Raw genomic sequence first — 22980 nt, 5'->3', positions numbered from 1 at the left:
GGTTTATCTAATGAAAACACGAGACTTCATCAACATTGGCGTTTTCACCGCAATCTATTTTGTGCTAGTTTTCGCCACCGGAATGCTCGGTATTATCAATCCAGCAATGATGTTCGTGGGCTATGCCTTGGGACTTATCGCTAACGGCGCCGTAGTAATGCTATTTAAGTCGCGGGTACCCAAGATTGGCGCCCTGACATTAATGGGACTACTAGTCGGGATTTTAATGGTAATTACCGGGCACCCCTGGGTTACTGCCCTACTTACACCCTTACTGGGACTAGCCGCAGACTTCCTCTTTGCGAAAAACTCAGCAGCTTTCCGAGTTCTAGGATACGCTGTCATGTCCGTATGGTACGTGGTGCCCTGGTTCCCCGTATTCATTGACGCACAGGGCTACTACAAATATATTGCCAACTCTATGGGGACCGCCTATGCAGATTCATTACGCTGGTTCTTGTCACCATGGATGATTGTGGCCTGGGGCGTGGGAATTTTCGTTCTCGGGCTTATCGGCGGAGTCTTCGGAAATTCTCTAATGGCGCGGCACTTCCGTAAAGCTGGCATCGCAAAGTAATGAGTCTTCAATGCCAAACTAGCACCCCCGGATCAGCAGCAAGCTATCACCAGGATCAGGTCACCAGCGCTGAAATCTTAGCAGCTAACCAACGACATTCCCGACCAGATCCGCGCACCGTAATACTGGTTATATTTGTATTAAATGCCCTGGTAATGTCGCGACTACCCATAGTGATCACTTTCCTGGTAGCCGCTATTGCGCTCTTGGCTTTACTATTGTCGCGCTGCTATTCATGGGCGCTAGGTTTCCTTGCCGTGGAAGGAACCTGGATCGCTTGTATCTATCTTTTCCCCAGAATCTGGCCAAGTGCCCTCACCGCATTCCTAATGGTTTTAGGCTATTGGATGATAAAGCTCTGCACTGTTGGCGGTCTGGCAGGTTACGCGATTAAAACTATCGTCCCCGGAGAACTCGTAGCTGGTCTTCGCAGCTTACGCATACCGTTAGCTGTAACCGTTCCCCTGGTAGTGCTATTACGATTCATACCGACAGTATTTCGGGAATACCGCGCAGTAAGAGAAGCAATGTCCCTGCGGGGATTACAAATGGGATGGCGCGCCCTCTTACATCCCCTCCATTTTCTAGAAATGGTTTTAGTGCCCTTACTGGCATCCTGCGCGCGAACCGCTGATGAAATGACTGCCGCCGGCATGGTTCGTGGTTTAGGATCCAATATTTGCCCAAGCACTTTGAAACAGCTTCGATTTAACCTACGAGACGCCCTCTGGATATTGACGCTAATTGCCCTGATTGCTCTCATCCCCTACTCAGATCATCTAGCTATACTCTCGGGCGGATTCAAATGAGAACCTCAATCGACCATGTCTCCTTCGATTACCAGTTCAACCCAGAAGAAGAAACCTCATCAGCTCACGTTAGCGCAGTCAGCGATATCAACCTCGATTTCCCTACAGGATCTTGTACCTTAATCACCGGTCCTTCCGGAGCAGGCAAGTCGACCCTCTTAAAACTTCTGAACGGTTTAATACCCGAACTTTATAAGGGTAATCTCAGCGGACGCACCACCCTTGCCGGTCTCGATACCGTGCAAACAGATATCCAAGAATTAGGGCGTACCGCCGGGACAGTTTTTCAAAATCCCCGTTCCCAATTTTTTACAGCAAATGTACTAGAAGAGTTAGCATTCGCGAGCGAAAATGCCGGTGACAGTGCCCAAACAACCGCTAACCGGATCGCGGAAGCTGTAAACACCTGGGGCATTCAGCGACTGCTAGGCAAAGAGTTACGTAAGCTCTCCGGAGGTGAATTGCAGCTGGTTGCTTGCGCGGCAGCAGTGGCCGGACCGCAGCAAATCCTACTTTTAGACGAGCCCACCTCTAACCTTTCCCCTGAAGCAATCTCCGCATTCAGCGAAGTCTTACAAAGATTAAAAAGCGCGGGCTGGACCCTGGTAGTAGCCGAGCACCGCGTTTACCCTCTAAAAGGTCTCGCAGATCAAGTCGCGATCATGGGTAAAGGACGAATCCAGCATTTATATACTGCGGACGAGTTTTTTAGTTTGTCCTCTAAACAGCGTAAAGAGCTAGGGTTGCGCACCCTGGAAAAACCAGAAATGTGCGTTAACACTCCTCCTGATCAGCAGGCGGACGGTATCACCGCAAAAAATTTAAGGTTCAGTTACGGCAAACACCGCGTCCTCAATATTCCTTCCCTATGTCTACCGAAGGGAAAAGTAGTAGCGTTAGTCGGTCCAAACGGAGCGGGCAAAACTACTCTCGCACGCACCCTCATCGGGTTAGCTCACCCGGAAGGAGGCAGCGATATTAGTTTTAGCGGCAAATCTTGCCGGGCAGCCGAAAGACAAAAACGCAGCGTACTAGTCATGCAAGATGTAAACCGGCAGCTATTTGCCGAAACGGTAGCGGGAGAGGTCGTACTAGGAAATGACAATCTTAGCGATGAGCAGGTGCAGGCACTTCTAGGTGATCTGGGGTTGCAAGGGCTTTCCGAACGACACCCGATGACTCTTTCCGGGGGACAAAAACAGCGTCTCGTAATTGCGAACGCCCTGGCGAGCGAGGCAGAGCTTTACGTATTCGATGAACCCACTTCGGGGGTTGACTACCAGCACCTACTATCGATTAGTTCTCAGATTCGCTCACTAGCTGCCAAGAACGAAGCAATCCTAATCATTAGCCACGACCTGGAGTTCATCAATGAAGTTGCCGATTATCAGTTAATGCTCCAGCCTCTCGATAGCGAGATGAGCATGCAACTTACCGCACCTGACCAAGAGAAACATTGAAAGAGGAAGCCAAGTGACTGATCACCAAGTTAGCGAACCAGGAAAAGATTCAGCGGAAAATATCAAGCTGAGCAGCAAGCAAGGTAAAGCCGCATTACGAGAACTCTTAGCTCCCGTGCAAATGGCGCTCCGGGTTGGTCAAGTAATGGCGGTTATCTCCGCTATTTTGCGAGTTTTTCCTTTCGTTGCTTTGGTGGGAATCGGCAACGAACTCCTAACCTCATTGGGCAATGGCGCATCCCCCAACCAAAGCGTCATCATATTTTGGGTAAAGGTGTTAATCGGAACATTTTGCGGAGGGCTGCTCGCCTATTTTGTGGGCTTGTTAGTTACCCATATTGCAGATAATCGCCTATCCGCAAGTATTCAGCAAAAGATTATTCGTTTTCTGGGGCAAGCTCCTTTAACTTGGTTTAGCGATAACACTTCTGGGCATGTGCGTAAAGTGCTGCAAGACGATGTAAAGAATCTACATGTGCTGGTAGCACACCGCCCCGTAGATTCGCTGATTGCCACCCTAGTGCCCATATTTTGCGCGGGTTATACCTTCACTATTGATTTAAGACTCGGACTTTTAGTAATTGTTACGGTACCGATTTACATCATTGCCTACGCGGTGATGATGCGGGGAATGAGCGATAAATCCTTAGAACTTGATGCAAAACTTGATCAGGTTTCCTCCGCAATGGTGGAGTTCGTAAAAGGCATCCAGGTGGTTAAGACTTTTGGGATCACCGGAAAAGCACACCGCAAATATGCTCACAGCGCCAATGAAGCCTGTGACTATATGGAGGAATGGAATCGGCCAATGGTGCATGCGGCTTCCTTGACCACCGCCCTCACCTCTACCCCATTGATAGTTCTCTTATTTGGGATTGTCGGCCCCTGGTTCGTCTCCGAGCATTGGGTTAGTCCGGTAGAAGTAGTTGCCGGTTGTTTAATTGCCATCGCACTGCCCTCGTCAATTAACCTGGTAACCCAGCTTGCTTGGAATTACCAGTTAGCAGGTGCCGCAGCCAAAAGGATTCTTGATCTTCTTAGGGTAAACTCCCTCTCCTGCCCAGACCAATCACTGTCTTTACCCCAAGACGCAAGCATCGAATTTAAAAATGTATCGCTCAGCTATGGCCATACCCTAGCTTTGGATAATGTTTCCTTACGTTGTGCTCCTGGTACAGTAACCGCTCTCATGGGGCCATCAGGGGCCGGGAAAACCACCCTGGCCAAATTGGCTGCTCGTTTCCTAGATCCTGATACCGGCACAGTGCTAATCGGTGGAGTCAATCTTAAAGAACTGAGTAGAAGCGATCTCTATCGTCACCTGGGATTCGTGCTCCAAGATGCGCAACTATTGCGGGCTTCCATCCGTGAAAATATTTCTATAGGTAGACCCGACGCAGACGAGGCCGAGATTGTTAGCGTTGCTCGCCAGGCGCAGATTCATGAGGAAATCATGGCACTACCTAAAGGATATGACACTGTTGTCGGAGAAGATTTGAAGCTGTCAGGAGGGCAAGCTCAGCGAATTGCGATCGCCAGAACCTTACTATTGGATGCGCCGATACTCATATTGGATGAGGCAGCAGCCATGGTGGATCCGGAATGTGAAGCTCAAATCCAAAAAGCTATAAACCATCTAATGGCCGGACGTACGGTTCTGGTTATCGATCACCGTCCAGATTCGGTAAAGAACGTCGATCAAATTGTCCTACTAGATAAAGGGCAGCTGGTGGCCTGTGGTGATCACCAGAAGCTTCAATATGAAGAACTCTATCGTCGCCTATGGTCGGCATCGAATGTTGAACTTACGGAAGGAGGACGAAACTAAAATGGATAAGTCAATGGGAGCTATCGACATAATTCGAACGAGTTTCAGACTCAGCGCCAACTCGCAAAATCACAGCAGAAATATCAGCTGGGTAGCTCGCATCATCAGCGGCATTGCCCAGGGGGTAGGCTTACTGGCGCTAATTCAGCTCGCAAATACCTGGGCTAGCAGGCAAGAAGAAACTACTAATAACGTTAACACCTGGATTTTAACCCTGCTGGTCACGGCGATTATCGGGGCGATCAGTATCTACATACGAGATAGGTTCTCCTACGAAGGTGCCTTTTCGGTGATGCGTACTGTCCATCGCCGCGTCGGGGATCAATTGGCAAAACTGCCCCTGGGATGGTTCTCCACCGATACTACCGGGCGTTTATCCCGCCTAGGAGCCGCTACTGTCAATGAGCTCGGCAATCTAAGTGCCCACTTACTCACGGAACTGTCTGCCGCCACCGTCACTTTGCTGACACTGCTTGCTGGCCTACTCTGGTGGTACCCCATCCTGGGGTCAATCTTTGCGTTATGCCTAATCTGTTACCTGATCCTGATGTGGGCACTAACCTACCTAGACAGTGCCGCCAGCGCCTACGCAGCACCGGCGGCAACTGAACTAGCTGATCGGATCGTAGAATTTTCTACCTGCCAAGCCATGCTCCGTGCATGTGATCAGACGACTTACCCCCAAATGGCCACGGCTTTAGCAGAAAATCGCCGCAGGTCCGCTCGCAAACTATGGGTAGAATGCATCGGAAATTTCCTCGGCGGCATTGCCTCGCAAACAATTTGCGTGGTAATGATTATTTCCAGTGTCCATCTTGCTTTTGCTGGAAGTTTGGCTCCCCTAGCAGTGGTGGCGGTTATTGGGATAAGCCTGGAAATCACTCATTACCTTTCCACGATTTCTGATTGCCGAACCGGGTTACTGACGGTTGGCCCGACAATGGCGACTATTAACGAAGTACTAGATGCGCGCCCTCTGCCCGAGCCAGAGACTTCGCTAGCCCAACCACTACCCCACCAAGTTGAGCTTCGAGAGGTTGATTTTTCTTACGGGAACGATAAACAGGTGCTAAACAAAGTCAGTTTCACCGTCGCTCCCCACACTATGACCGCACTTGTTGGTCCTTCGGGCGCAGGTAAAACCACTATTGCCCGCTTAATTTGTCGTTTTTGGGATGTAAACTCGGGTGCAGTACTCGTTGGAGGCCAAGATGTCAGAGAATTAACTACTGAAGATTTAATGAGCCAGATTTCAATGGTTTTCCAAGATGTCTATCTTTTCGATGACACTTTGGAAGCCAATATCCGTATCGGTAACTCCAATGCGAGCAAAGAGGCTCTACTACATGCGGCAGAACTAGCAGGTGTCAACGATATTGTCAGCCGACTTCCCGATGGTTGGGATACAAACGTTGGTGAAGGTGGCTGCGCATTATCAGGAGGGGAACGCCAACGGGTTTCGATTGCTCGCGCTATATTAAAAAATGCTCCGATTGTACTCTTCGATGAAGCTACCAGCGCTCTGGATGCCGAGAACGAAGCAAATCTGCTGCGCTCTTTCGAAGTATTACGTCGCCAATCCACCATGTTGGTAATCGCGCATAAACTCCACACGATTACTCGGGCTGACCAGATTGTGGTTCTAGATAATCAAGGGCAAGTGGCTCAGATTGGTACCCACAATGAACTTGTAAATTGCCAGGGGATTTACCGAGATTTTTGGGATGAGCGTCAGGCGGCCTCTGGATGGAAAATAGCCGCACAATAGTTCAGAACAGGTAGGTAGCATGCACGGAATTATTTGCAAGCATTTTCCGGTTAGAGGTCGTTGCAATGGCGATTACTTCAATATTTAAGGAAAAAGTCTAGAGATTAATGCCAATTATTTTTTATAGTGATTTGGCATTGATGAATCCACTGGAGGATTTGGGAGAAATCATGAGGTATACATCAAATTATAGGGAAGCTACTACTTCTCGTCTCCTGTTTATTATGGGCACTATTTTTGCTGTTGCCAGCCTATTTTTAACTTCTTTAGGAGTTGCAGTAGCTTATGCAGCAGATACCGAAACGACCAGTGTAGGAGATAACCTCACTGCCTCCTGGGATCCGAGAGCCAAGATCCTGACTGTCAGCGGGCATGGCCAACTAGATCGAGCCAAATGGATGTCTAAAACTCCGGCCACCCACAATGAACCCAATAGTAGATTCTGCGGAACTGTTAAAGACGCAAACGGCAACGCAAAGCCAGCCGAACCGCAACCTGTGGAAATAAAATTTATTCCTGATCCGGGTACCACCATAGATTTCCCACAAGATTCCAGCTTCCTATTTTCCCACTGCGACAAGGCCAGCATCAACCTTCCGGATACTGGTATCAACACTGGCAAAGTCACCACGATGAGCCATATGTTCTATAAGGCGACGCTGGCAAACCCGAATACCTCTAACTGGGATACCAGCCAAGTAACCAGTATGAGCGGCATGTTCGGCGCCACCAAAGCAGCTAATCCAGATACTTCTAAGTGGGATACCAGCATGCTCACCACTACGAACGGAATGTTCCATACGGCTGCGGCCGCGAACCCGAACACCTCTAACTGGAACACCGAAAACGTCACCGATATGAGCGCCATGTTCTATAAAGCGCCAGCGGCAAACCCCGATACTGCAAAGTGGAATACCAGCCAGGTCACCAATATGAGTGTAATGTTCGGCGCTACAGAAGCAGCTAATCCCGATACTGCAAAGTGGAATACCAGCAAAGTCACCAGAATGAATGGAATGTTCCAGGGTGCGAAAGTCGCGAACCCGAACACCTCTAACTGGAACACCAGCCAAGTAACCAACATGAGCCGCATGTTTAAAGGAGCTATCACCGCGAACCCGAACACCTCCAAATGGAAAACCGAACAGGTTACTAATCTGAGCGGCATGTTCCAGAACGCAAAATCGGCTAATCCAGATGTATCAAACTGGGATACCAGCCAAGTCACCGACTTGAGCGACATGTTCAACGGAGCTACTGCTGCCACCCCAGATGTCGCCAAATGGGATACCAGCCAGGTCACCAAGATGGAAAGTGTTTTTGCTGCGGCCACTGCAGCGAAACCAGATGTGTCAAAGTGGAAGACCAACCAAGTTACCAATATGCACAACATGTTTGCCGGAGCCAGCAGCATAGAAAATTTGGACGTATCTGGCTGGGATATTAGCCAGGTTGAGGTAGAGACCATCGCAGACGTTTTCTCTACTGAGGGGCGCACGAGCGTACGGATCAAAGGCGCTGCTTTAAAGCGTAATATCTCTAGCTGGTTCAAGTTTATAGCCGGCCCTTATCATATTCGTAATGTTGACGATGGCACGGTGTTGAACGCTACCCCGGGTGACGGGCAAACAGTTTCTGCCATGTTGGATTTGGTTAAAGACAAAATCGTAGATGATGCCACCTATTTGATTCGCCCTAATGAAATAGTAAAAGTAACGGCAACTCCGGCACAGGTTTGGCAAGGCGAACCACTGCCAGTATTGGATTACCGGGTGGATACGACTCATAGCAAAGATTTGCTCACCGGTACCCTCAGCGCTGATTATGGGGCAGATACCCCGGTGGGACAGGTTGCAATTACGCAAGGAACTTTAAAACTTAAAGACGCGGTAGCCGGAGCATATTCACTAGAATTTACCGCGGGAATTCTCAATGTAAAGGCTCGCCCAGAGCAACCGGCAGCTAAAGTTGATACTTCTAAATGGATCGATAACCATAACCAGGGCGCAAAAAATTGTGCCGATCATAAGATATCTCAAAGTCGTACCATCACCACCACCCCTCATAAATGGGATAGCAATAAACATGAATGGATTTTAGATACTGCTAATGCGAAAGAAAAAACTGAGAGTCAATCGCGGAATATGACCGACCAGGAAATCCGCATATGCGCTGATAACCAGTCTGGAAACCAGCCCTCCATTAAACCCACAGATACCTCTGGCAAGCGCCCTGCCGAGCAGCCGGCGGCTAAGATTGCCTCGGGTAAGAAAACAGAACCTGCTCAGGTTGGGAAGGCTGCCGGTCTGCCTCAAACAGGAACCTTATTTGGCCAGATTGCGATTCTAGCTTGCTTGTTAGGGATCGCAGGTATGGCTGTTTGCAGCTTACGCCGGGAAGAGAACTTACGGGCTACCCGTCAAGAGGTTACGCCACTAGGCTGAACATACAACATTCGAAAAGAGCAAAGCTCTGCCTATCGGAGGCTAATACCTTTCCCTAGGGTCTCTTTCATAGGCGGCTAGTAGGTCATTGATTTGTTCAGTCGCATATGAATAGTAGAGGTAGAGCCATTCGCCGATGTTATCTCCTTCAGCTTCTTTAACAAGGGACCAGAGATACCAACACCAGCCAGCAAACACCACATGTGACCAAAAGTGACGATGCTCGGCTAAAGACGGAGGGCGGTCAAAATAATACTCGAGCGCTTGATCCGCTAGTTCATGGTTAAGGTCAACGGTGGAAACCACCATGGTGCCGAAATCTGCAGCAATATCTGACATTCCTGCATATTCCCAATCAATAAGATCTAAATCACCCTCGGAAGACACCAGAAAATTCAAATTAGAAAAATCATTATGGCTGGGAACGATAGGGAAATTATCGGCGTCTGTATGGCGTTTTAATCGTAATATTTTTTCCCGAAGTTCCTCGTATCCAGGAATTTCAATCGGAGCATATTGTTTAAAAATATTTTCATAACGTAAACCTTCAGCGACAAAATCAAATTTACGCGTCAGCATTTTGCCACTTTCATGAAGTTGCCTCGACATCCTCATGGCTCTGCGCAGTTCCCCTGGATTACTCACATCAAGGTTTCGACAATTCGGAATAAAGCGAGAAATCTTCCATCCTTTAACCGGATCAGACGCTAGGAACGTTGAGTCAAGTCCCAGTTCCCTCGCCAAGTTCAAAGCTTCACTTTCTGCCTGACGATCCATAATCTTATCTGTCCCTACGCCCGGGTGACGATAGACAAACTCGCTCCCATTAACGGAAAAATGACAGGAAAGATTAGTAATCCCCTGTTTCAAGGGGTAGATATCCTGAATATCGTTAACATCGCACCCAAGGGTTTTCTTAATGTTTTCAAAAATTTCTGAATCCACATTTTCCATAAATAATGGATCAAATGAGCGGAGCTCATCTACTGAATCAAATTCGTTAATTACTCCTTCGGGATACTTGCGAACCCCCATAGGCAAGGTATTTAGGTGGTCAACATAGATTTGTTCCCAAAGTTTTGGAACCGTTTCCGAAAGGTGGTAGACATTTTCGAGTATCTTGACAAATTTCCGCGAGAATTCACGATCAAAATATACATGCCCGAGCATAATCCAGGCGTCTCGTCCTCCGATAGTTACTCCGGTTATCAGCCCATCACTATCGGTTTGTAGGCACCACTCATCAGTTTCACCTGGTACATGTTGAGCTGAGTAATAAGCCCGGTAAACGTGCGATTCGAAGGGATTTTCAGTGAAATAGTTATCGGAGGAACATACGTAGGTATTGGCAAGTTTGTCCCGCACCAGCCATAGAGAACCGTTATTGTTGCGGGAGGCGTATTCAGGGTTAACTACAATCTTAACCCCGTACTTTTTAGCCAAATAGAAAAAGTATTCCTTCCGGTACCCGACAACCACCATTATGTCGGTAATTCCAGCTTCATGGAGCTGCTCAATTTGGCGTTCAATGAGTACTTCACCCCGTACCTTGAGCATACCTTTGGGGCGCTCATAAGAAATCGGCGCAAAACGGGAGGATAGTCCAGCAGCCATGATTACCGCATTGTCAACCGCGTAAGGCGCTAAAGCCTCCTTTCCAGCCACTGTTATCTGCTGTTCAGCCAGATAGCCCCATGCTTCCAATTCTTTAACTGTAGAATTCAGCGTTGCTAACGGCAGGCCAGTTAATGATTGCACTTGACTTGGTTTTTGTGATTCCGAGCACCGATAAAAAGCATAAAGGACGTTAAATTGTGCTTCATTTAGGCCTGCGACCATAATCCATCCGTTCAAATTTTACTTGTTTAGAGTCTCATTTAAATATCTAGGCTGTAGGACATATTATTAACATTTCGTGTCTTGGTGTCACATTTTTGTTGTTTTACACAGTCGCAGCTTTTAGGAATCACCTGTAAAACCGCTACTATTTGGTATCACTCATAATGACTTTAGATTGAGTTATAGGCTTTACAACTGACCAAACCCGGAATCTGTTTACAATTCGCGAGCTTAGTGGATACTGCGAGGCGGCCAGGGAAAGATGCGATTAACGCGAGCAGCGTATTGGGTATACTCATCCCCGAATTCATTTTCTAACCAGCGTTCTTCAGTACATTTCATCAAAATAGTCAATGCCACCCAATATATGAACGGCAGGGCTAGTAGCCACCAGTTCACTTCGGTAAGCAGTATGCCGCAATTTAATAGTAGAAAGGATGAATATACGGGATGTCTAACCCACGCATAAATCCCGCTAGTCATAAGCTGACCAGTTTTAACATTTTCTACCATGTGAGAGCCGAAAACCGCTAAAACCCACACGATTACGGCAAGCATAATAATAATCAGCCCCGCCACAATCATGAGGCTACGCACCCGGCCAGTAACGATAGTTCCACTTGCGATCCAGCCTAAAAAATTAAAAATACTCGCTACAATCGTCACAGCGAAAATACCCGAAACATACAACGGGCCTACGCCTAACACGGGCAGATGCGAAGGACTGGTCTTAGTCATACAGCTATTTTCGCACGAGCTCAATGGAGTTATCCAGGGAGTGAAAAATAGCTAACTAGAACACTCAGCAAAGAATTAGCAGGTTTTACGCACCCTATGATTTCGTCTTCAGAACTAAAGTGGCTGACGTTCGGTGACCGAGCGCTCCGCAACGCAAAATAACACCCATCGATAGCTGTATGCCGATTCTACTGTCGGTTCTGGAGTTTGGTGGATTGGTAGTTTATTCCCTGATGGATTCTCCTGATTTCCTTCCAAGAGTAGAGATAGGTGGAAAATCAGGAAACTTCAGTGCAAACCAGACTGGATTTATTTTAGATTCCGCACCAAAATCAGCGTGCCACTACCCTACTAGCCAGCTATTTCCTTTCTCTTCCTAACCTTGGCCGCAATGAAAAAGCCACTTGGAAAAGTAGCTATTAAATATATTTTCTCACGCCCGGTAGTATGCTATACAAGGAACATGGTTAAGCAAGGAGGGGTTGTGTCTGAGTCACAACTACGCAAGGGCGCGGTTGAACTGATTGTCCTGGGATTGCTTTCGTCTCATCCTTCTTACGGGGGGCAGCTTGTAGAGCGTTTTCGCGAGGAAGCAGGGTTGGAGATTTCTACGGGTACGTTATATCCGCTGCTCGCGCGCCTACGTAAGTCAGGGTTGGTAGTTACGGCTTGGCAGGAGTCTCCGGTAGGGCCACCGAGGAAGATTTATAAGCTCGCAAACCCTGGGAAGAATCGCTTATTGCAGATGCGCCGTGAGTGGGAGGCGCTTGATTGTGCTGTGAAGCGAACAACACAGAAAGGAATACGGTAATGAAGTGGTTCGGTAAGGACACAGAAGGGCAGGCGCGAGTTTTGGGAATACCTGTCTCCGGACTGTGGTTGGGGCGCTCTGATGCTGCGCTGGATGGTTTTGAACCAGAGAATCCGCGCTTGTTCATTCCTAGAAAATACGGACTTGGTTGGGACGTCAATCTGGGTGCTGTTGGGGTGCGTTTAGGACTAATTCGACCCGATGATTCTCTACCTGACTTGGCTAGCTATGTCCCCACGCGTCTAAAGCGCGGCATTAAGCTCACCACTGTTGCCGGTGGGATTGGGGTTGCGTTCTTGGCGGTACTGCTCAGCCGCAAAGAACAGGTTCTCCTCCAACGCTCAACACGCGGAGGATCCCAAAGATTTATTACCGGCAGACAGGCTGCGCTAGCTCCAGTGGTTTTAACGACCGTTGCCGCGCTAGCGCCACAGGTCTTTCGACGCGATGACCCAGAATCCGAAGATGCCGTGCGTTTGGCTAATCAGGCCGATCTGATGGGCGTTGAAGCCATGTCCATAGCCTGGCTTGCAGCAATGCGCCGGGCTGGCGACAAGCAAAAAATGAGCCGCCGGTCGATGGTGCCCATTGTTGCTTTATGGCCCCTCGTTGCTGGCGCTTGCCAACTCGCTTATGTAAAAACCGCGTTAGCCAGGGTAAAAACCCGGCTACACAATTCAGGAGCGAAGTAATGAACCCTATAGATAAACTGTTGGATTTGCCGACCCCAGCATTAATAGGAGTTTGCATCCTTATAGGAGTGCAACTGGTAGCAGTGGTCTGGTCTTTGATTTGCTTGCTGCGCGATAAGCGAACTCACATTGCCGGTTTAAATCGCCTACTGTGGCTCTTGGTTATCTTCTTTGGCCAAGTGATTGGGCCAATCGTCTTTTTGGTTATGTACTTTCACGAACAAAGACAGCTTAAGGTACAGCGTGAATATGAACAGAAAGCTACAGCCAAGCATCACCAGGTTGATGCGAGTTCAGTGGTAAGCAAGCTATATCCGAAGGAATGAACATGGATTTAGCGGTCTGTACTAAAGATTTGTCCAAAACCTTCGGTAAACACCAAGTACTAAACAACATAAACCTTCGAGTTCCTACCGGATCCTGTTATGGGTTTGTGGGAGCGAACGGGGCTGGCAAAACCACCACCATGAGGATCCTTGCAGGACTGGCCGGAGCCAGTAGTGGCAGCGCCACCGTGCTGGGAGTTAGCCGGGGCAAACTTCCGGTCAAACCGATCCCTGGCGTGTCTTACCTGACTGATGTCCCCCAGATTAGCCCCTGGCTTAGAGCCAAAGATGCGCTCATCACTCTCGCCCGCCTTGGTGGAATCTCCCCAGACCTGGCAGCCGAAAGAAGTGACGAACTACTCAATCTGGTTAACCTCGACAAAGCCCCCGGAAGAATCGGCTCCTTTTCTAGAGGCATGAAGCAACGAATGGGAATAGCAGCAGCACTCGTTACTGCCCCGAAACTACTACTGATAGACGAACCAACCAGCGCTCTTGACCCGATCGGGCGAGCAGATGTTCTGGGGCTACTACGCGAGTTAACCGGGCAGGTAACGATAGTATTTTCCTCCCACATTCTCACCGATGTTGCAAAAGTCTCTACCCATGTGGGGATCTTGCATCGCGGTAGCCTACTCGCTCAAGGACAGTTAGGCGAGCTGGTCAATCAGCAAACTAAACACGTTACCCTTGATGTCACGGTGCGTTCAGACGTTGCCACCGCCGTGGCGGAGGCTATCTACAGCCTCGACTCTGCCGCAAAGATTCACCCCACCGTTACCGGCTTAGATGAACTTTTCACCAAACTAACTAAGGACGGCGGTAAAAAATCGTGAATACCTCGAGTTTCAGATTGATCTGGCGCTATCAAGCTGTCTGGCTCCTACGCTCCTATGGCACATGGATTATAGGCGGGGTATTCGTTATCCTTGCTCTCACCCAAGGATTGTTTACCCAATACACGCCGCGAATCATCAGATTTCTGGCCGGATCAGAAGCAACCACGCTAATACAGTCACTACCAGAACCTTCCTGGCAGCAAGCCTACGCGGGATGGATAAAGAACCTTACCCAAATTCTTAGCGTAATCCTCGTTGCAATGAACTCTTTTCGTTGCAGTGTGCTTACCGGCAATGGTGACATTCCTTTTATTTTCCCTGGTAGCGTGCAGCGCTCTCACTACCTCATCAGCTTTGCTATCAGCAGCTGGATATCTACCCTATTCATTGCAGTCTTCAGCGCTACCCTGGCTTGGGCAGGAACATCACTGTTATTCCCAGGCGCTAATCCCGCCCCGATCATATTGGCTAGTTTGGTATGGGCACTACAAATCATTCTCATTCACGCAATACAAACGGTCGCAGCCACTTTTAAACCAGGCATCGGCATGCCGCTTGCGGCCGGATTCGGAGCCTACCTACTAATAACGATGTCAGCGATATTTATCCAGGAGGGCAACAAAACTCCCCTTGGCCTCTCCCCCGTAATCAACAACCTCGCTCAAAACACACTCGAGGCACCTTGTGTCTGGCCAATCACCAGCAGCCTATTGCTAATCATTGCGCTACTTTTCACCGCCACCTACGTATACAACCGAGTAGAACTCGACTAAAAGCCAAACACGGGGCGCAAATAGATCCGATTCAAAAATAGAAATAGAACCACCATAGCAAGCACGGGAGCGAACGCCACCTGCCATCCGTTAGCGAGTTAAACCCCAAAATCCTATCCGAACAGGGAAAACACGATACTGGGTAACGCAAAACCCAAACACGTTAACGCAAACGATTTTTCGCCCCTCTAAGCGATACTCGCTAACGCAAAAGGGTACTTATCAAATCCGACGTCTAAGTTGAGGCCTAGGCATCGGATTCGATAACCAATACGTGCGCGCAAACATCAGGCTAAGTAATATCTATCTGCGTATACCAGTTGCGGGGAATATCGAGCCTGACAAACAAAAATCCACCGAGAAAATCAACGGAGTAGTCGCCACCATCGTGGCGTTGGATGGGGCAATAAGATGCGGCACCCTCAGAGGCGAGCTCAGTTTATGATTCACGGAGACTGCTGATGCTATGAGGTTTTGAGTGAATAAAGCTGCCAATCTGGTTAGCTATTACTGCCAGCAGTGAATAAGCTACCCCGTAAATCAGCGCGGATTCGTTGAAAAGATCAGCATGGGCGCAATGAAAATTGAAGCGGAAGAAACGTCATCACTTACAACTTTGCGCTCATCAACACATTCTTACACGAGTTTAGGTTTGAAGACTTCAGCATTGCTCTGGGCAGCGCTCTGACAGATCCGTAGCCTTGGGATGATGATTCGTTTGAAACGATCGTGCTTAAACGTTACGCCAACACCTTAATACGAGATAAGATTGTGTACGGTTTCGGGCTTACCCTGAAAGCGGATGACTTTAGCCCGCCAAGACTTAATATTTGTCCAAGACCTAGTGATTCAGAAAATACGACCACATCAGGACGACGGCTCGGAGAATACTACGGGCTGATACGGTGCGATACATGCGATAAAAGTGGCGGGTTAACTCTAGCAGGAGCCATAGCTACCCGCTGGAATTAACCCGCCTGGAGGAAATCCCCCCGTCACTAATGCAAAACCAGGTGACCGATTAGGCGTTAAGCGCCTGCTCTATACGCTCATGCGCAGCCCAGATTGGTTCAGGTAGATTCTTGAACTGTGCAAGATGTTCGCGGCGGTAGCCCATCTCTTTCTTCCACAGTTCGGCGTCAATGGAGAGTAGCTTATCCAAATCTGCGTCGTCACCTTCGAAACCATCCAGATTCAACTCTTCTTTTTTCGGCAAAATACCTACCGGCGTTTGCACGCCCTCAGCGCGTCCTTCCTTAATATCTAGCAGCCAAAGCAGCGCCCGCAAGTTGTCACGGTAGCCAGGCCAGAGGAAGTGGCCGTCTTCCGGATCGCGCTGGAACCAGTTCACGTGCGCAAAAATGGGCTGTTCCTTCGCGGAACCAATTATCTTCAACCAGTGGGCCGCGTAGTCCCCTTCAGGGTAGGACATGAAGGGGCGCATCGACATCGGATCGTAACGCAGTACTCCCTCCTTACCCTCGGCCGCGAAAGTGGCCTGGGCTCCCAGAGTCAAACCGTCGTAAACACCCTCGGCTAGGTCGGTGATTGCCCGGATAAGCGGCTCCCTGTCCTTTACTCGCCCGCCAAAGATGATGGCGTCGATTGGCACTCCCTGCGGCTCTTCGTAGTCGGGAGCCACGTTGGGCACGTTAGCCAAAGACGTGGTGAAGCGGGAATTGGGGTGTGCCCACTCGTCGCCCTTGGCCTCGGAGCGCTGCCGATCGGCCGGGCGGTCGGAAATCTTTTCGCCCTTCCAATCCAGCCAGCCAGTAACATCTTCGGGGTAATCCGGGGTCTTACCTTCCCACCACAGCTCTTGGGTTTCGGGATTGTAAGCGACGTTGGTGAAGAGCGTCTTAGAGCCTTCCTTGATGGAGGCCATGGCGGTGGGATTAGACTTCCAGTTGGTGTCCTTTGCCACTCCGAACGCGCCGTATTCGGGATTCATGCCGTAAATCTTGCCGTCTTCGCCAACGTGAAGCCACACGATGTCATCGCCGTAGAAGTAAACTTCGTAGCGGTCGCCCAAGGCATCCGGGGCTAGCATCATCGCGAGGTTGGTTTTACCGGAAGCTGAGGGGAAACCGCCACACACGTAGTAGGTGCGCCCCTTGAGCTTATCCTTAATCCCGATCAACATGAACTGTTCGGAAAGGAATTCCCCGGAAGCCCAGCCGTCGTAAGAAGCTTGGCGCAGACCGTGGGCAATCTTTCCGAGCAGCGCGTTGCCGCCGTAGGAGGAACCAAAGTGCAAAATTGTGCGTTCGTCTGCCACCGTGGCAAACAGGCGCTTATCCTTATCGGTGCCCTGCCCCAGGTTCTCCAGGTCGCCGGTCACGTGCACTGCGTGCACGAATTCTTCCGGATTTTCCAAATTGTTCAAGTATTCTACGCCAACCCGAGCCATGCGGATCATATGAAGAACCACGGTGAGGTTGTCGGTAAGTTCCACCCCACGAGCCCACTTTTCTAGCGGTGATTTCGGCGGTGCCATCAGGTAGGGCACCACATACATTGTTTTACCTCGGGAGGCGCCCTTCATACTTTCCAGCTGCCGGGCAGTTACTTCCGTGGCGTCGTGCCAGTTGTTGTAGATTCCGGCTTCTTGCGGATTATGGGTGGCGACGACGGTGCGTTCCTCGCTGCGCGCAGTATCCTTGTAGTAGGAGCGGGAGTAGTAGAGTCCATCGCCCGCAGACGCAATTTCACCAGTGGCTAAGCCTTCGGCGATGAGCCGGTCGTCATCCTTTGCGGAAATAACTTCGATCGCAGCGGGTTCGGTAATTCCGGCCCAGTGCGCTACATACTCAGCTACTGCGGGATTTTCCAGCCCCGCATCGCTGAGGATCTTGTCAATGTTATCCATATTCATTACTCCTAAAATTTCGGGTATCGGAACATTAAATTTAGTATACCCGAAACTTTTGAGACGAATTTGGATTTAAGTCCCGCCTGGAAGATATACGGTGTTGCACAGGAATAACCCTTAGTAAGCTTTCTACCACCATCTCCCGCTTCCACTCCGACACGCGCGCGGAGGAACCATGCAACGCGTTCACGCCAAACTGAAAGAGTTTATAGACCGCCACCGCTCGCGCGGATTGGAAACCAAGTCTCCCACCACGTCTAAGAGGGCTCTAGCAGACGTAAGCGCTGCTAGGCTCTTTTCTCGTTTCATTTTCAGTCTACGGGCTACTACCGGGTTAACACCCAAAAATTCAATCTGCTAATCAATGTTTGCGGGCGGGTTCCGAACAGCCATCCGCATTCCCTTACTGGCAGAAAGAAATCCAGCCCGCCTGCAACCAAAGGTAACAGCGGGCTAAACGATTGACATGAGGCTACCACAAGCAACTTACGGCTATCTATCTGCGAATGCTAGATATTGGTTTATCCGCCCCGCAACCCAGCTAGCTAACAAACCCATCGAGCACTTCCAATCCTGTCAATGGAACACCCTGATCGACCACACAGCTGCCAGCGCGAAGGTTACACTCGCAGAAGGGTATACCCTTATTCCTAACTAACGTGCAATCAGGCAATTTTTACGATGGGACAATACTTTTATCGCAGAAAACTAATTGTTAACTCTTTATGTCTGGGTATTTATTTTTTACGCCTCGATTTACTAAACTTTGAGCATCTCAATACATAGAGGGCAACACGTTAGGAGCGTTGAATCATGGCAAAAAATACGTCCATACGGATAGTGGCACTTATTGCAGGCGTGTTATTGCTCACTTTAATAATCGTTGCTATTTTTGTTCTCCTTGATAAAAAAATTGATTCTGAGCAGGAAGAATTTGCGATAAATTCTTCCTGGGTATACGACGAGTTAAAGAGCGGCGACCAGCTTGACACTACATATGCAAATAAGGAACCTCTTTACCTTTTCGCTTCTCGTGACTTACTCGAGACCGGTTATGACTTCACTCAATGCAAACTCGGCAGCGATAGCTTTAGCGACCATGATTCACATTTCAATCTTCCATCAAGTTCCGGAGCCGCATTATTCCTGGTAGCGGAGTTTGACCGCGCCGTTTCCGAGGATACAAAACTTAACTGTAAATCCATTCCAGAAAAAGGTCAGTTAGCGATTGGGTTTCAAAAGGAGAAGGGGAAATAACTCAATATCGTTCTAAGTTTACTAACCTAGAACCAACACCACTGCCCCACCGTTAGCGCCGGGCCAGATAGGCACATGTTTCATCTCCATTAGCGAGTTAAACCCCAAAATCCTATCCGAACAGGAAAAACACGATACTGGGTAACGCAAAACCCAAACCCGCTAACGCAAACGATTTCCCCCCCCCTAAGCGATACTCGCTAACGCAAAAGGGTACTTATCAAATCCGACGTCTAAGTGGACGCTTGTAATAGTGCTCGACAGAATTCAGCTGAGGAAAACACTTTCAGACAGTTGCGTTTGAACCAGTGGGTCAAACAGTCTGTGCGGTGGATGCCTATGAATACCTGGAACAAGAACGATGGTCCAGTCCACTTGGATGAGTTAGAAGGCCGGGTTTGTTACGGCGGGCTGGACCTGGCATCCACCACCGATATCACTGCTTTTGTTCTCGTATTCCCACCCTACGGGGACGATGACAAATACACGGTCGCGCCCTGGTTTTGGATTCCCGAAGACAACCTGAAACTTAGGGTAGCCCGCGATCACGTCCCCGACGACCTGTGGAACAGTCAAGGATTCCTGGAGACGACCGAGGGCAACGTGGTGCACTACGGGTATATCGAGAAGTTCATTGAGGATCTTGGCACCCGGTTTAATATCCGAGAGATCGCTTTCGACCGGTGGGGTGCGGTCCAAATGAGCCAAAACCTTGAGGATGCTGGTTTCACGGTGGTGCCTTTCGGGCAAGGTTTTAAAGACATGTCCCCACCATCCAAGGAACTGATGAAGCTGGCGTTGGAAGGCAAGCTGACCCATGGTGGGCACCCGGTGCTGGCCTGGATGGTCGATAACATTCACGTGCGCACCGACCCGGCAGGCAACATTAAGCCGGATAAGCAGAAGTCTACGGAGAAGATTGACGGCGTAGTAGCCACCATCATGGCTCTCGACCGGGCCATCCGCTGCGGCACAGGAACATCAACAGGATCGGTCTACGATCAGCGCGGGTTACTGGTGTTGTAGCAGGTGGTATGCGTCGTGGGGTTGTTTGCCTCGCCAATGGGCAAGCCCGCCGAACCCTGGATGCAGTGGATGTCCGCTCTTGGATAGGTACGCCTGAACCTGGTGATCGGCAGGAATAAGCAAGTCGATCTCGGGTATTAGTTGTTTGAGCACTGTGCTTTTCCACGGGAAATTCTTGTCATTGGGGGTACCCCACATCAGATGAACACAGTGGCATTTCGGGAGAATCACTCTCAGTATCTGACGGGTAATGTCGATGGAATCCAGAATCTTCTGGCGGCCAGTATCGCTATACCAACAAGGCAGATCACGAGGCTGCCCAATCAAAGGGAGCAGGTTCAGGATCGTCATTGAACGCCAGCCGAGCGGAGATCCATCTTCGCCGAGGTGGAAAGACTTCAGAACCATTTCGGTTGTTGGATCACCACCCAGTTTCTGAGCAGCAAATCGCGTCGCACTCGATGGGTTAATCCCAATAAACACAAGGTCTCGACTATTCGCTGGATTCACCGGCGTACATAGAAACCACCGCTGGCCAGTTTGCGAAGGAGCCGCGGGAAATACCAACTCGCCACTCTGCCACGCCTGCCGAAACCCCTTATCCACCCCAACAGTTTAAATCGAAAGTAGAAGGACACATGGGATTTCTGAACTGGCTGCGCCTCAAAACCCGCCAAACCGAGAACCATACGATTTGCTCGTCGTATTCGTTCCTGTTCGGCCCCACTTCCTCTGGCCGTCCGGTGACCGAGCGAAGCGCGATGCAAATGACCGCCGTGTATTCGTGCGTGAGGATCCTGGCTGAAGCTATAGCCGGGCTACCACTGCACGTATACCGCTATAAGGACGGCGGTGGTAAAGAAAAAGCGATCGATCATGGTTTGTACCGCCTGCTTCACGATGAACCTAACCCTGAGATGACGAGCTTCGTGTTCCGCGAAACTTTGATGACGCATTTGTTGTTGTGGGGTAATGCGTTCGCTCAGGTAGTGCGCAACGGACTGGGCGAAGTCATTGGTCTGTATCCTTTGCAGCCGAATCGGATGAGCGTAGGCAGGGATCTGGACAGCAAGGCTTTGTATTACGAGTACCAAACCAGCTGGGACGAACCCGCAGGAGAGTACCAAACCATTCGGCCTACCCCTAATGATGTGCTTCATGTTCCAGGTCTTGGTTTTGATGGGTTGGTTGGTTATTCCCCGATCGCGATGGCAAAAAACGCTATCGGACTCGCGCAGGCTACCGAGGATTACGGAGCGTCGTTTTTTGCTAATGGTGCGGCTCCTGGCGGTGTGTTAGAGCATCCTGGCACGATCAAGGATCCTTCTCGGGTGCGTGAGTCTTGGCAGGCAACGTTTGGTGGCGCTCGTAACGGCAACAAAGTTGCGGTGCTTGAAGAGGGCATGAAGTACACGCCGATCTCGGTAAGCCCGGAGCAGGCACAATTTTTAGAAACACGAAAGTTTCAGCTCAATGAGATCGCCCGTATTTTTCGTATTCCGCCCCACATGATTGGTGACCTGGAAAAATCCTCGTTTTCCAATATTGAACAGCAGTCTTTAGAGTTCGTGAAGTACACGCTTGACCCGTGGGTGATTCGCTGGGAACAAGCCATCACGAAAACTCTGTTGAACCCGCGTGAAAAGCAGCAGTTGTTTGTGAAGTACAATGTCGAGGGCCTACTGCGAGGCGATTATCAGTCTCGGATGGAGGGCTATGCGGTGGCTCGCCAAAACGGGTGGATGAGCGCCAACGACATCCGCGAGTTAGAAAACCTTGACCGGATCGAGGCGGCAGACGGCGGGGATCTCTACCTGGTTAATGGGAACATGCTGCCGCTTGATATGGCCGGTGCTTACGCTGCCGCAAGGGGAATCGGGCTAGAAGGTGGGTCTGTCGACGAGCTCGAGGAACCGTTTGGAGAGGGCGAGAATCGTGCCGTCATCAACCGCAGAGGAGATGAGACCCTCATTGATGCGCTCGCGGTTACCAAACAGGATAAACCACGCGGTTAGTTCACCAATGCTGGCCTGTGGGATTGTCTCGGTTGGGAAGTCGTCCAAGTCGTGGTAGTACGGTTCCCAGTCTCCGTTGAGGTGGTTTTTTAACAGGTTGATGCCATCCCAGATCCCTTCCCAGAGCCAGTCGGCGTAGTTGATCGAACCGAGAGCCGTGACTCCGTCTTTGTTCTTGCTAGGGGGCACCAATCTGTAGCCCTGATTTCCGGCTGCGAGTTGGTCATGGAGCTCACGCACTCCATCCCACTGCTGCGCGGGTGTCTTGTTGTAGTTCATTAATCAATCTTCCCACATTCGAAAGGAAAACATATGAAGCGTTTTTGGAACTGGCTAACCCCACAGGAAACCAGCCCGGACAGTGATGGGGGTGAAAGGGTTTTGCGTATTAACGGGGTTATTGCTGAGGAATCATGGCTAGATGATGACATAACCCCAGCGGTTTTTGCCTCCGAGTTAAACGCGGGGTCTGAGCCGGTCACTATCTGGTTGAATTCGCCTGGCGGTGACGTAGTGGCAGCTGCTCGTATCTATAACATGCTGCTGGATTATCCCGGTAAAGTCACGGTGAATATTGACGGGATCGCGGCATCGGCGGCATCTGTGATTGCTATGGCGGCGTCCACGGTGGCAATGAGCCCGATAAGGCCAATCCTGACAAGGGTGATGATCCTGGTGATGGCGAGGATGAAGAATCCGCGAGCAAGAAACCACCGGGGCGAGCAAAAAATGAGCGCGGCGTGGTGTTTTCCAGAAAGGTTTCAGAGCAACAACTTGTTGCCCAACTAGCTATGCACGGTAAAAGTGCTGCCCCTCCCGGGCCGCCGCCTCCTGTAAGTGAGCATCCTTGTTTAAAGCCCGCTGCCCCTTGTGGTCGGCGGGTTGTTGATTTATACGCCCTTTTAA

General features: G+C 49.9%; 18 protein-coding genes and 3 pseudogenes. 16 read left to right on the top strand and 5 right to left on the bottom strand.

The genetic code is table 11. From position 1 onward, the window contains the following. The first annotated feature begins 10 nt into the window (after positions 1–10). The 6 genes from EFB02_RS08060 to EFB02_RS08035 all read left to right on the top strand — a co-directional run bounded on the left by EFB02_RS08060 (position 11) and on the right by EFB02_RS08035 (position 8886). Positions 11–577: an MptD family putative ECF transporter S component gene (locus EFB02_RS08060; RefSeq protein ID WP_122821079.1), complete on the top strand. Its 567-nt coding sequence runs from the start codon at positions 11–13 to the stop codon at positions 575–577. Continuing rightward, on the top strand, positions 577–1386 hold the full coding sequence (locus EFB02_RS08055) for an energy-coupling factor transporter transmembrane component T family protein (protein WP_122821078.1): 810 nt from the start codon (positions 577–579) through the stop codon (positions 1384–1386). Before EFB02_RS08060 ends, EFB02_RS08055 begins: the two co-directional genes overlap by 1 nt. Further along, entirely contained in the window at positions 1383–2846 is a 1464-nt protein-coding gene (locus tag EFB02_RS08050; RefSeq protein ID WP_122821077.1) for an ABC transporter ATP-binding protein, read from the top strand. Before EFB02_RS08055 ends, EFB02_RS08050 begins: the two co-directional genes overlap by 4 nt. Positions 2847–2859: 13 nt before the next feature. Next, complete coding sequence (locus EFB02_RS08045; RefSeq protein WP_234992799.1) at positions 2860–4674, top strand: ABC transporter ATP-binding protein; 1815 nt, start codon at positions 2860–2862, stop codon at positions 4672–4674. Further along, on the top strand, positions 4607–6442 hold the full coding sequence (locus EFB02_RS08040; RefSeq protein ID WP_234992798.1) for an ABC transporter ATP-binding protein: 1836 nt from the start codon (positions 4607–4609) through the stop codon (positions 6440–6442). Before EFB02_RS08045 ends, EFB02_RS08040 begins: the two co-directional genes overlap by 68 nt. A gap of 170 nt (positions 6443–6612) precedes the next feature. Continuing rightward, a complete protein-coding gene (locus EFB02_RS08035; RefSeq protein WP_160115401.1) occupies positions 6613–8886 on the top strand; it encodes a BspA family leucine-rich repeat surface protein in 2274 nt (757 codons plus the stop codon). A 42-nt stretch (positions 8887–8928) separates the two neighbouring features. Here the strand turns inward: EFB02_RS08035 and EFB02_RS08030 are convergent, their stop codons facing one another. Then, positions 8929–10725: an NTP transferase domain-containing protein gene (locus EFB02_RS08030; RefSeq protein WP_122821074.1), complete on the bottom strand. Its 1797-nt coding sequence runs from the start codon at positions 10723–10725 to the stop codon at positions 8929–8931. Between the two features lie 231 nt (positions 10726–10956). Further along, positions 10957–11463, bottom strand: a complete 507-nt coding sequence (locus tag EFB02_RS08025; protein WP_200831587.1) for a methyltransferase family protein — start codon at positions 11461–11463, stop codon at positions 10957–10959. A gap of 484 nt (positions 11464–11947) precedes the next feature. On the opposite strand from EFB02_RS08025, the gene EFB02_RS08020 reads away from it, so the two are divergent. The 6 genes and pseudogenes from EFB02_RS08020 to EFB02_RS08945 form a co-directional block, all read left to right on the top strand. Continuing rightward, positions 11948–12274: a PadR family transcriptional regulator gene (locus tag EFB02_RS08020; RefSeq protein WP_122821073.1), complete on the top strand. Its 327-nt coding sequence runs from the start codon at positions 11948–11950 to the stop codon at positions 12272–12274. Continuing rightward, the gene (locus EFB02_RS08015; RefSeq protein ID WP_122821072.1) at positions 12274–12966 is read left to right on the top strand and encodes a DUF5808 domain-containing protein; all 693 of its coding nucleotides are present in this window, start codon (positions 12274–12276) and stop codon (positions 12964–12966) included. Before EFB02_RS08020 ends, EFB02_RS08015 begins: the two co-directional genes overlap by 1 nt. Next, on the top strand, positions 12966–13292 hold the full coding sequence (locus EFB02_RS08010) for a PLD nuclease N-terminal domain-containing protein (RefSeq protein ID WP_160115400.1): 327 nt from the start codon (positions 12966–12968) through the stop codon (positions 13290–13292). Before EFB02_RS08015 ends, EFB02_RS08010 begins: the two co-directional genes overlap by 1 nt. 2 nt (positions 13293–13294) lie before the next feature. Continuing rightward, positions 13295–14128 (top strand): ABC transporter ATP-binding protein, encoded by an 834-nt coding sequence (locus EFB02_RS08005; RefSeq protein ID WP_122821070.1) that lies wholly within the window; start codon positions 13295–13297, stop codon positions 14126–14128. Then, positions 14125–14904 carry an ABC transporter permease gene (locus EFB02_RS08000; RefSeq protein ID WP_122821069.1) on the top strand — a complete coding sequence of 260 codons (780 nt, stop codon included), beginning with the start codon at positions 14125–14127 and terminating at the stop codon, positions 14902–14904. The genes EFB02_RS08005 and EFB02_RS08000 overlap by 4 nt, the downstream gene beginning before the upstream one ends. Positions 14905–15196: 292 nt before the next feature. After that, a pseudogene (locus tag EFB02_RS08945) lies at positions 15197–15374 on the top strand (terminase large subunit); the annotation flags it as partial. Positions 15375–15925: 551 nt separating this feature from the next. Here EFB02_RS08945 and EFB02_RS07990 read toward each other — a convergent pair. After that, positions 15926–17773 (bottom strand): phosphoenolpyruvate carboxykinase (GTP), encoded by a 1848-nt coding sequence (locus tag EFB02_RS07990; protein WP_122821068.1) that lies wholly within the window; start codon positions 17771–17773, stop codon positions 15926–15928. 816 nt (positions 17774–18589) lie between these two features. Between EFB02_RS07990 and EFB02_RS07985 the strand changes: the two genes are divergently transcribed. Both EFB02_RS07985 and EFB02_RS07980 read left to right on the top strand, forming a co-directional pair. Next, positions 18590–19033: a hypothetical protein gene (locus EFB02_RS07985; protein ID WP_122821067.1), complete on the top strand. Its 444-nt coding sequence runs from the start codon at positions 18590–18592 to the stop codon at positions 19031–19033. 243 nt (positions 19034–19276) lie between these two features. After that, positions 19277–20059 (top strand): annotated as a pseudogene (locus EFB02_RS07980) (terminase TerL endonuclease subunit); the annotation flags it as partial. On the opposite strand, the gene EFB02_RS07975 reads toward EFB02_RS07980, so the two are convergent. Then, positions 20045–20665, bottom strand: a complete 621-nt coding sequence (locus tag EFB02_RS07975) for a DUF1643 domain-containing protein (protein WP_122821066.1) — start codon at positions 20663–20665, stop codon at positions 20045–20047. The pseudogene EFB02_RS07980 and the gene EFB02_RS07975 sit on opposite strands and share 15 nt — an antisense overlap. Positions 20666–20802: 137 nt before the next feature. On the opposite strand from EFB02_RS07975, the gene EFB02_RS07970 reads away from it, so the two are divergent. Further along, positions 20803–22074, top strand: coding sequence for a phage portal protein (locus EFB02_RS07970; RefSeq protein WP_438947143.1), 1272 nt, complete (start codon positions 20803–20805; stop codon positions 22072–22074). On the opposite strand, the pseudogene EFB02_RS08925 reads toward EFB02_RS07970, so the two are convergent. Continuing rightward, positions 22015–22353, bottom strand: a pseudogene (locus EFB02_RS08925) (hypothetical protein); the annotation flags it as partial. The gene EFB02_RS07970 and the pseudogene EFB02_RS08925 sit on opposite strands and share 60 nt — an antisense overlap. Positions 22354–22386: 33 nt before the next feature. Here EFB02_RS08925 and EFB02_RS07965 point away from each other — a divergent pair. Beyond that, the gene (locus tag EFB02_RS07965) at positions 22387–22863 is read left to right on the top strand and encodes an ATP-dependent Clp protease proteolytic subunit (protein ID WP_438947142.1); all 477 of its coding nucleotides are present in this window, start codon (positions 22387–22389) and stop codon (positions 22861–22863) included. Positions 22864–22980 lie beyond the last annotated feature (117 nt).

The organism is Varibaculum vaginae (genome assembly GCF_900604285.1).
Classification (GTDB): domain Bacteria; phylum Actinomycetota; class Actinomycetes; order Actinomycetales; family Actinomycetaceae; genus Varibaculum; species Varibaculum vaginae.
Note: the sequence above shows the minus strand (reverse complement) of the source record. Positions and strands in the feature narration are given on the sequence as shown.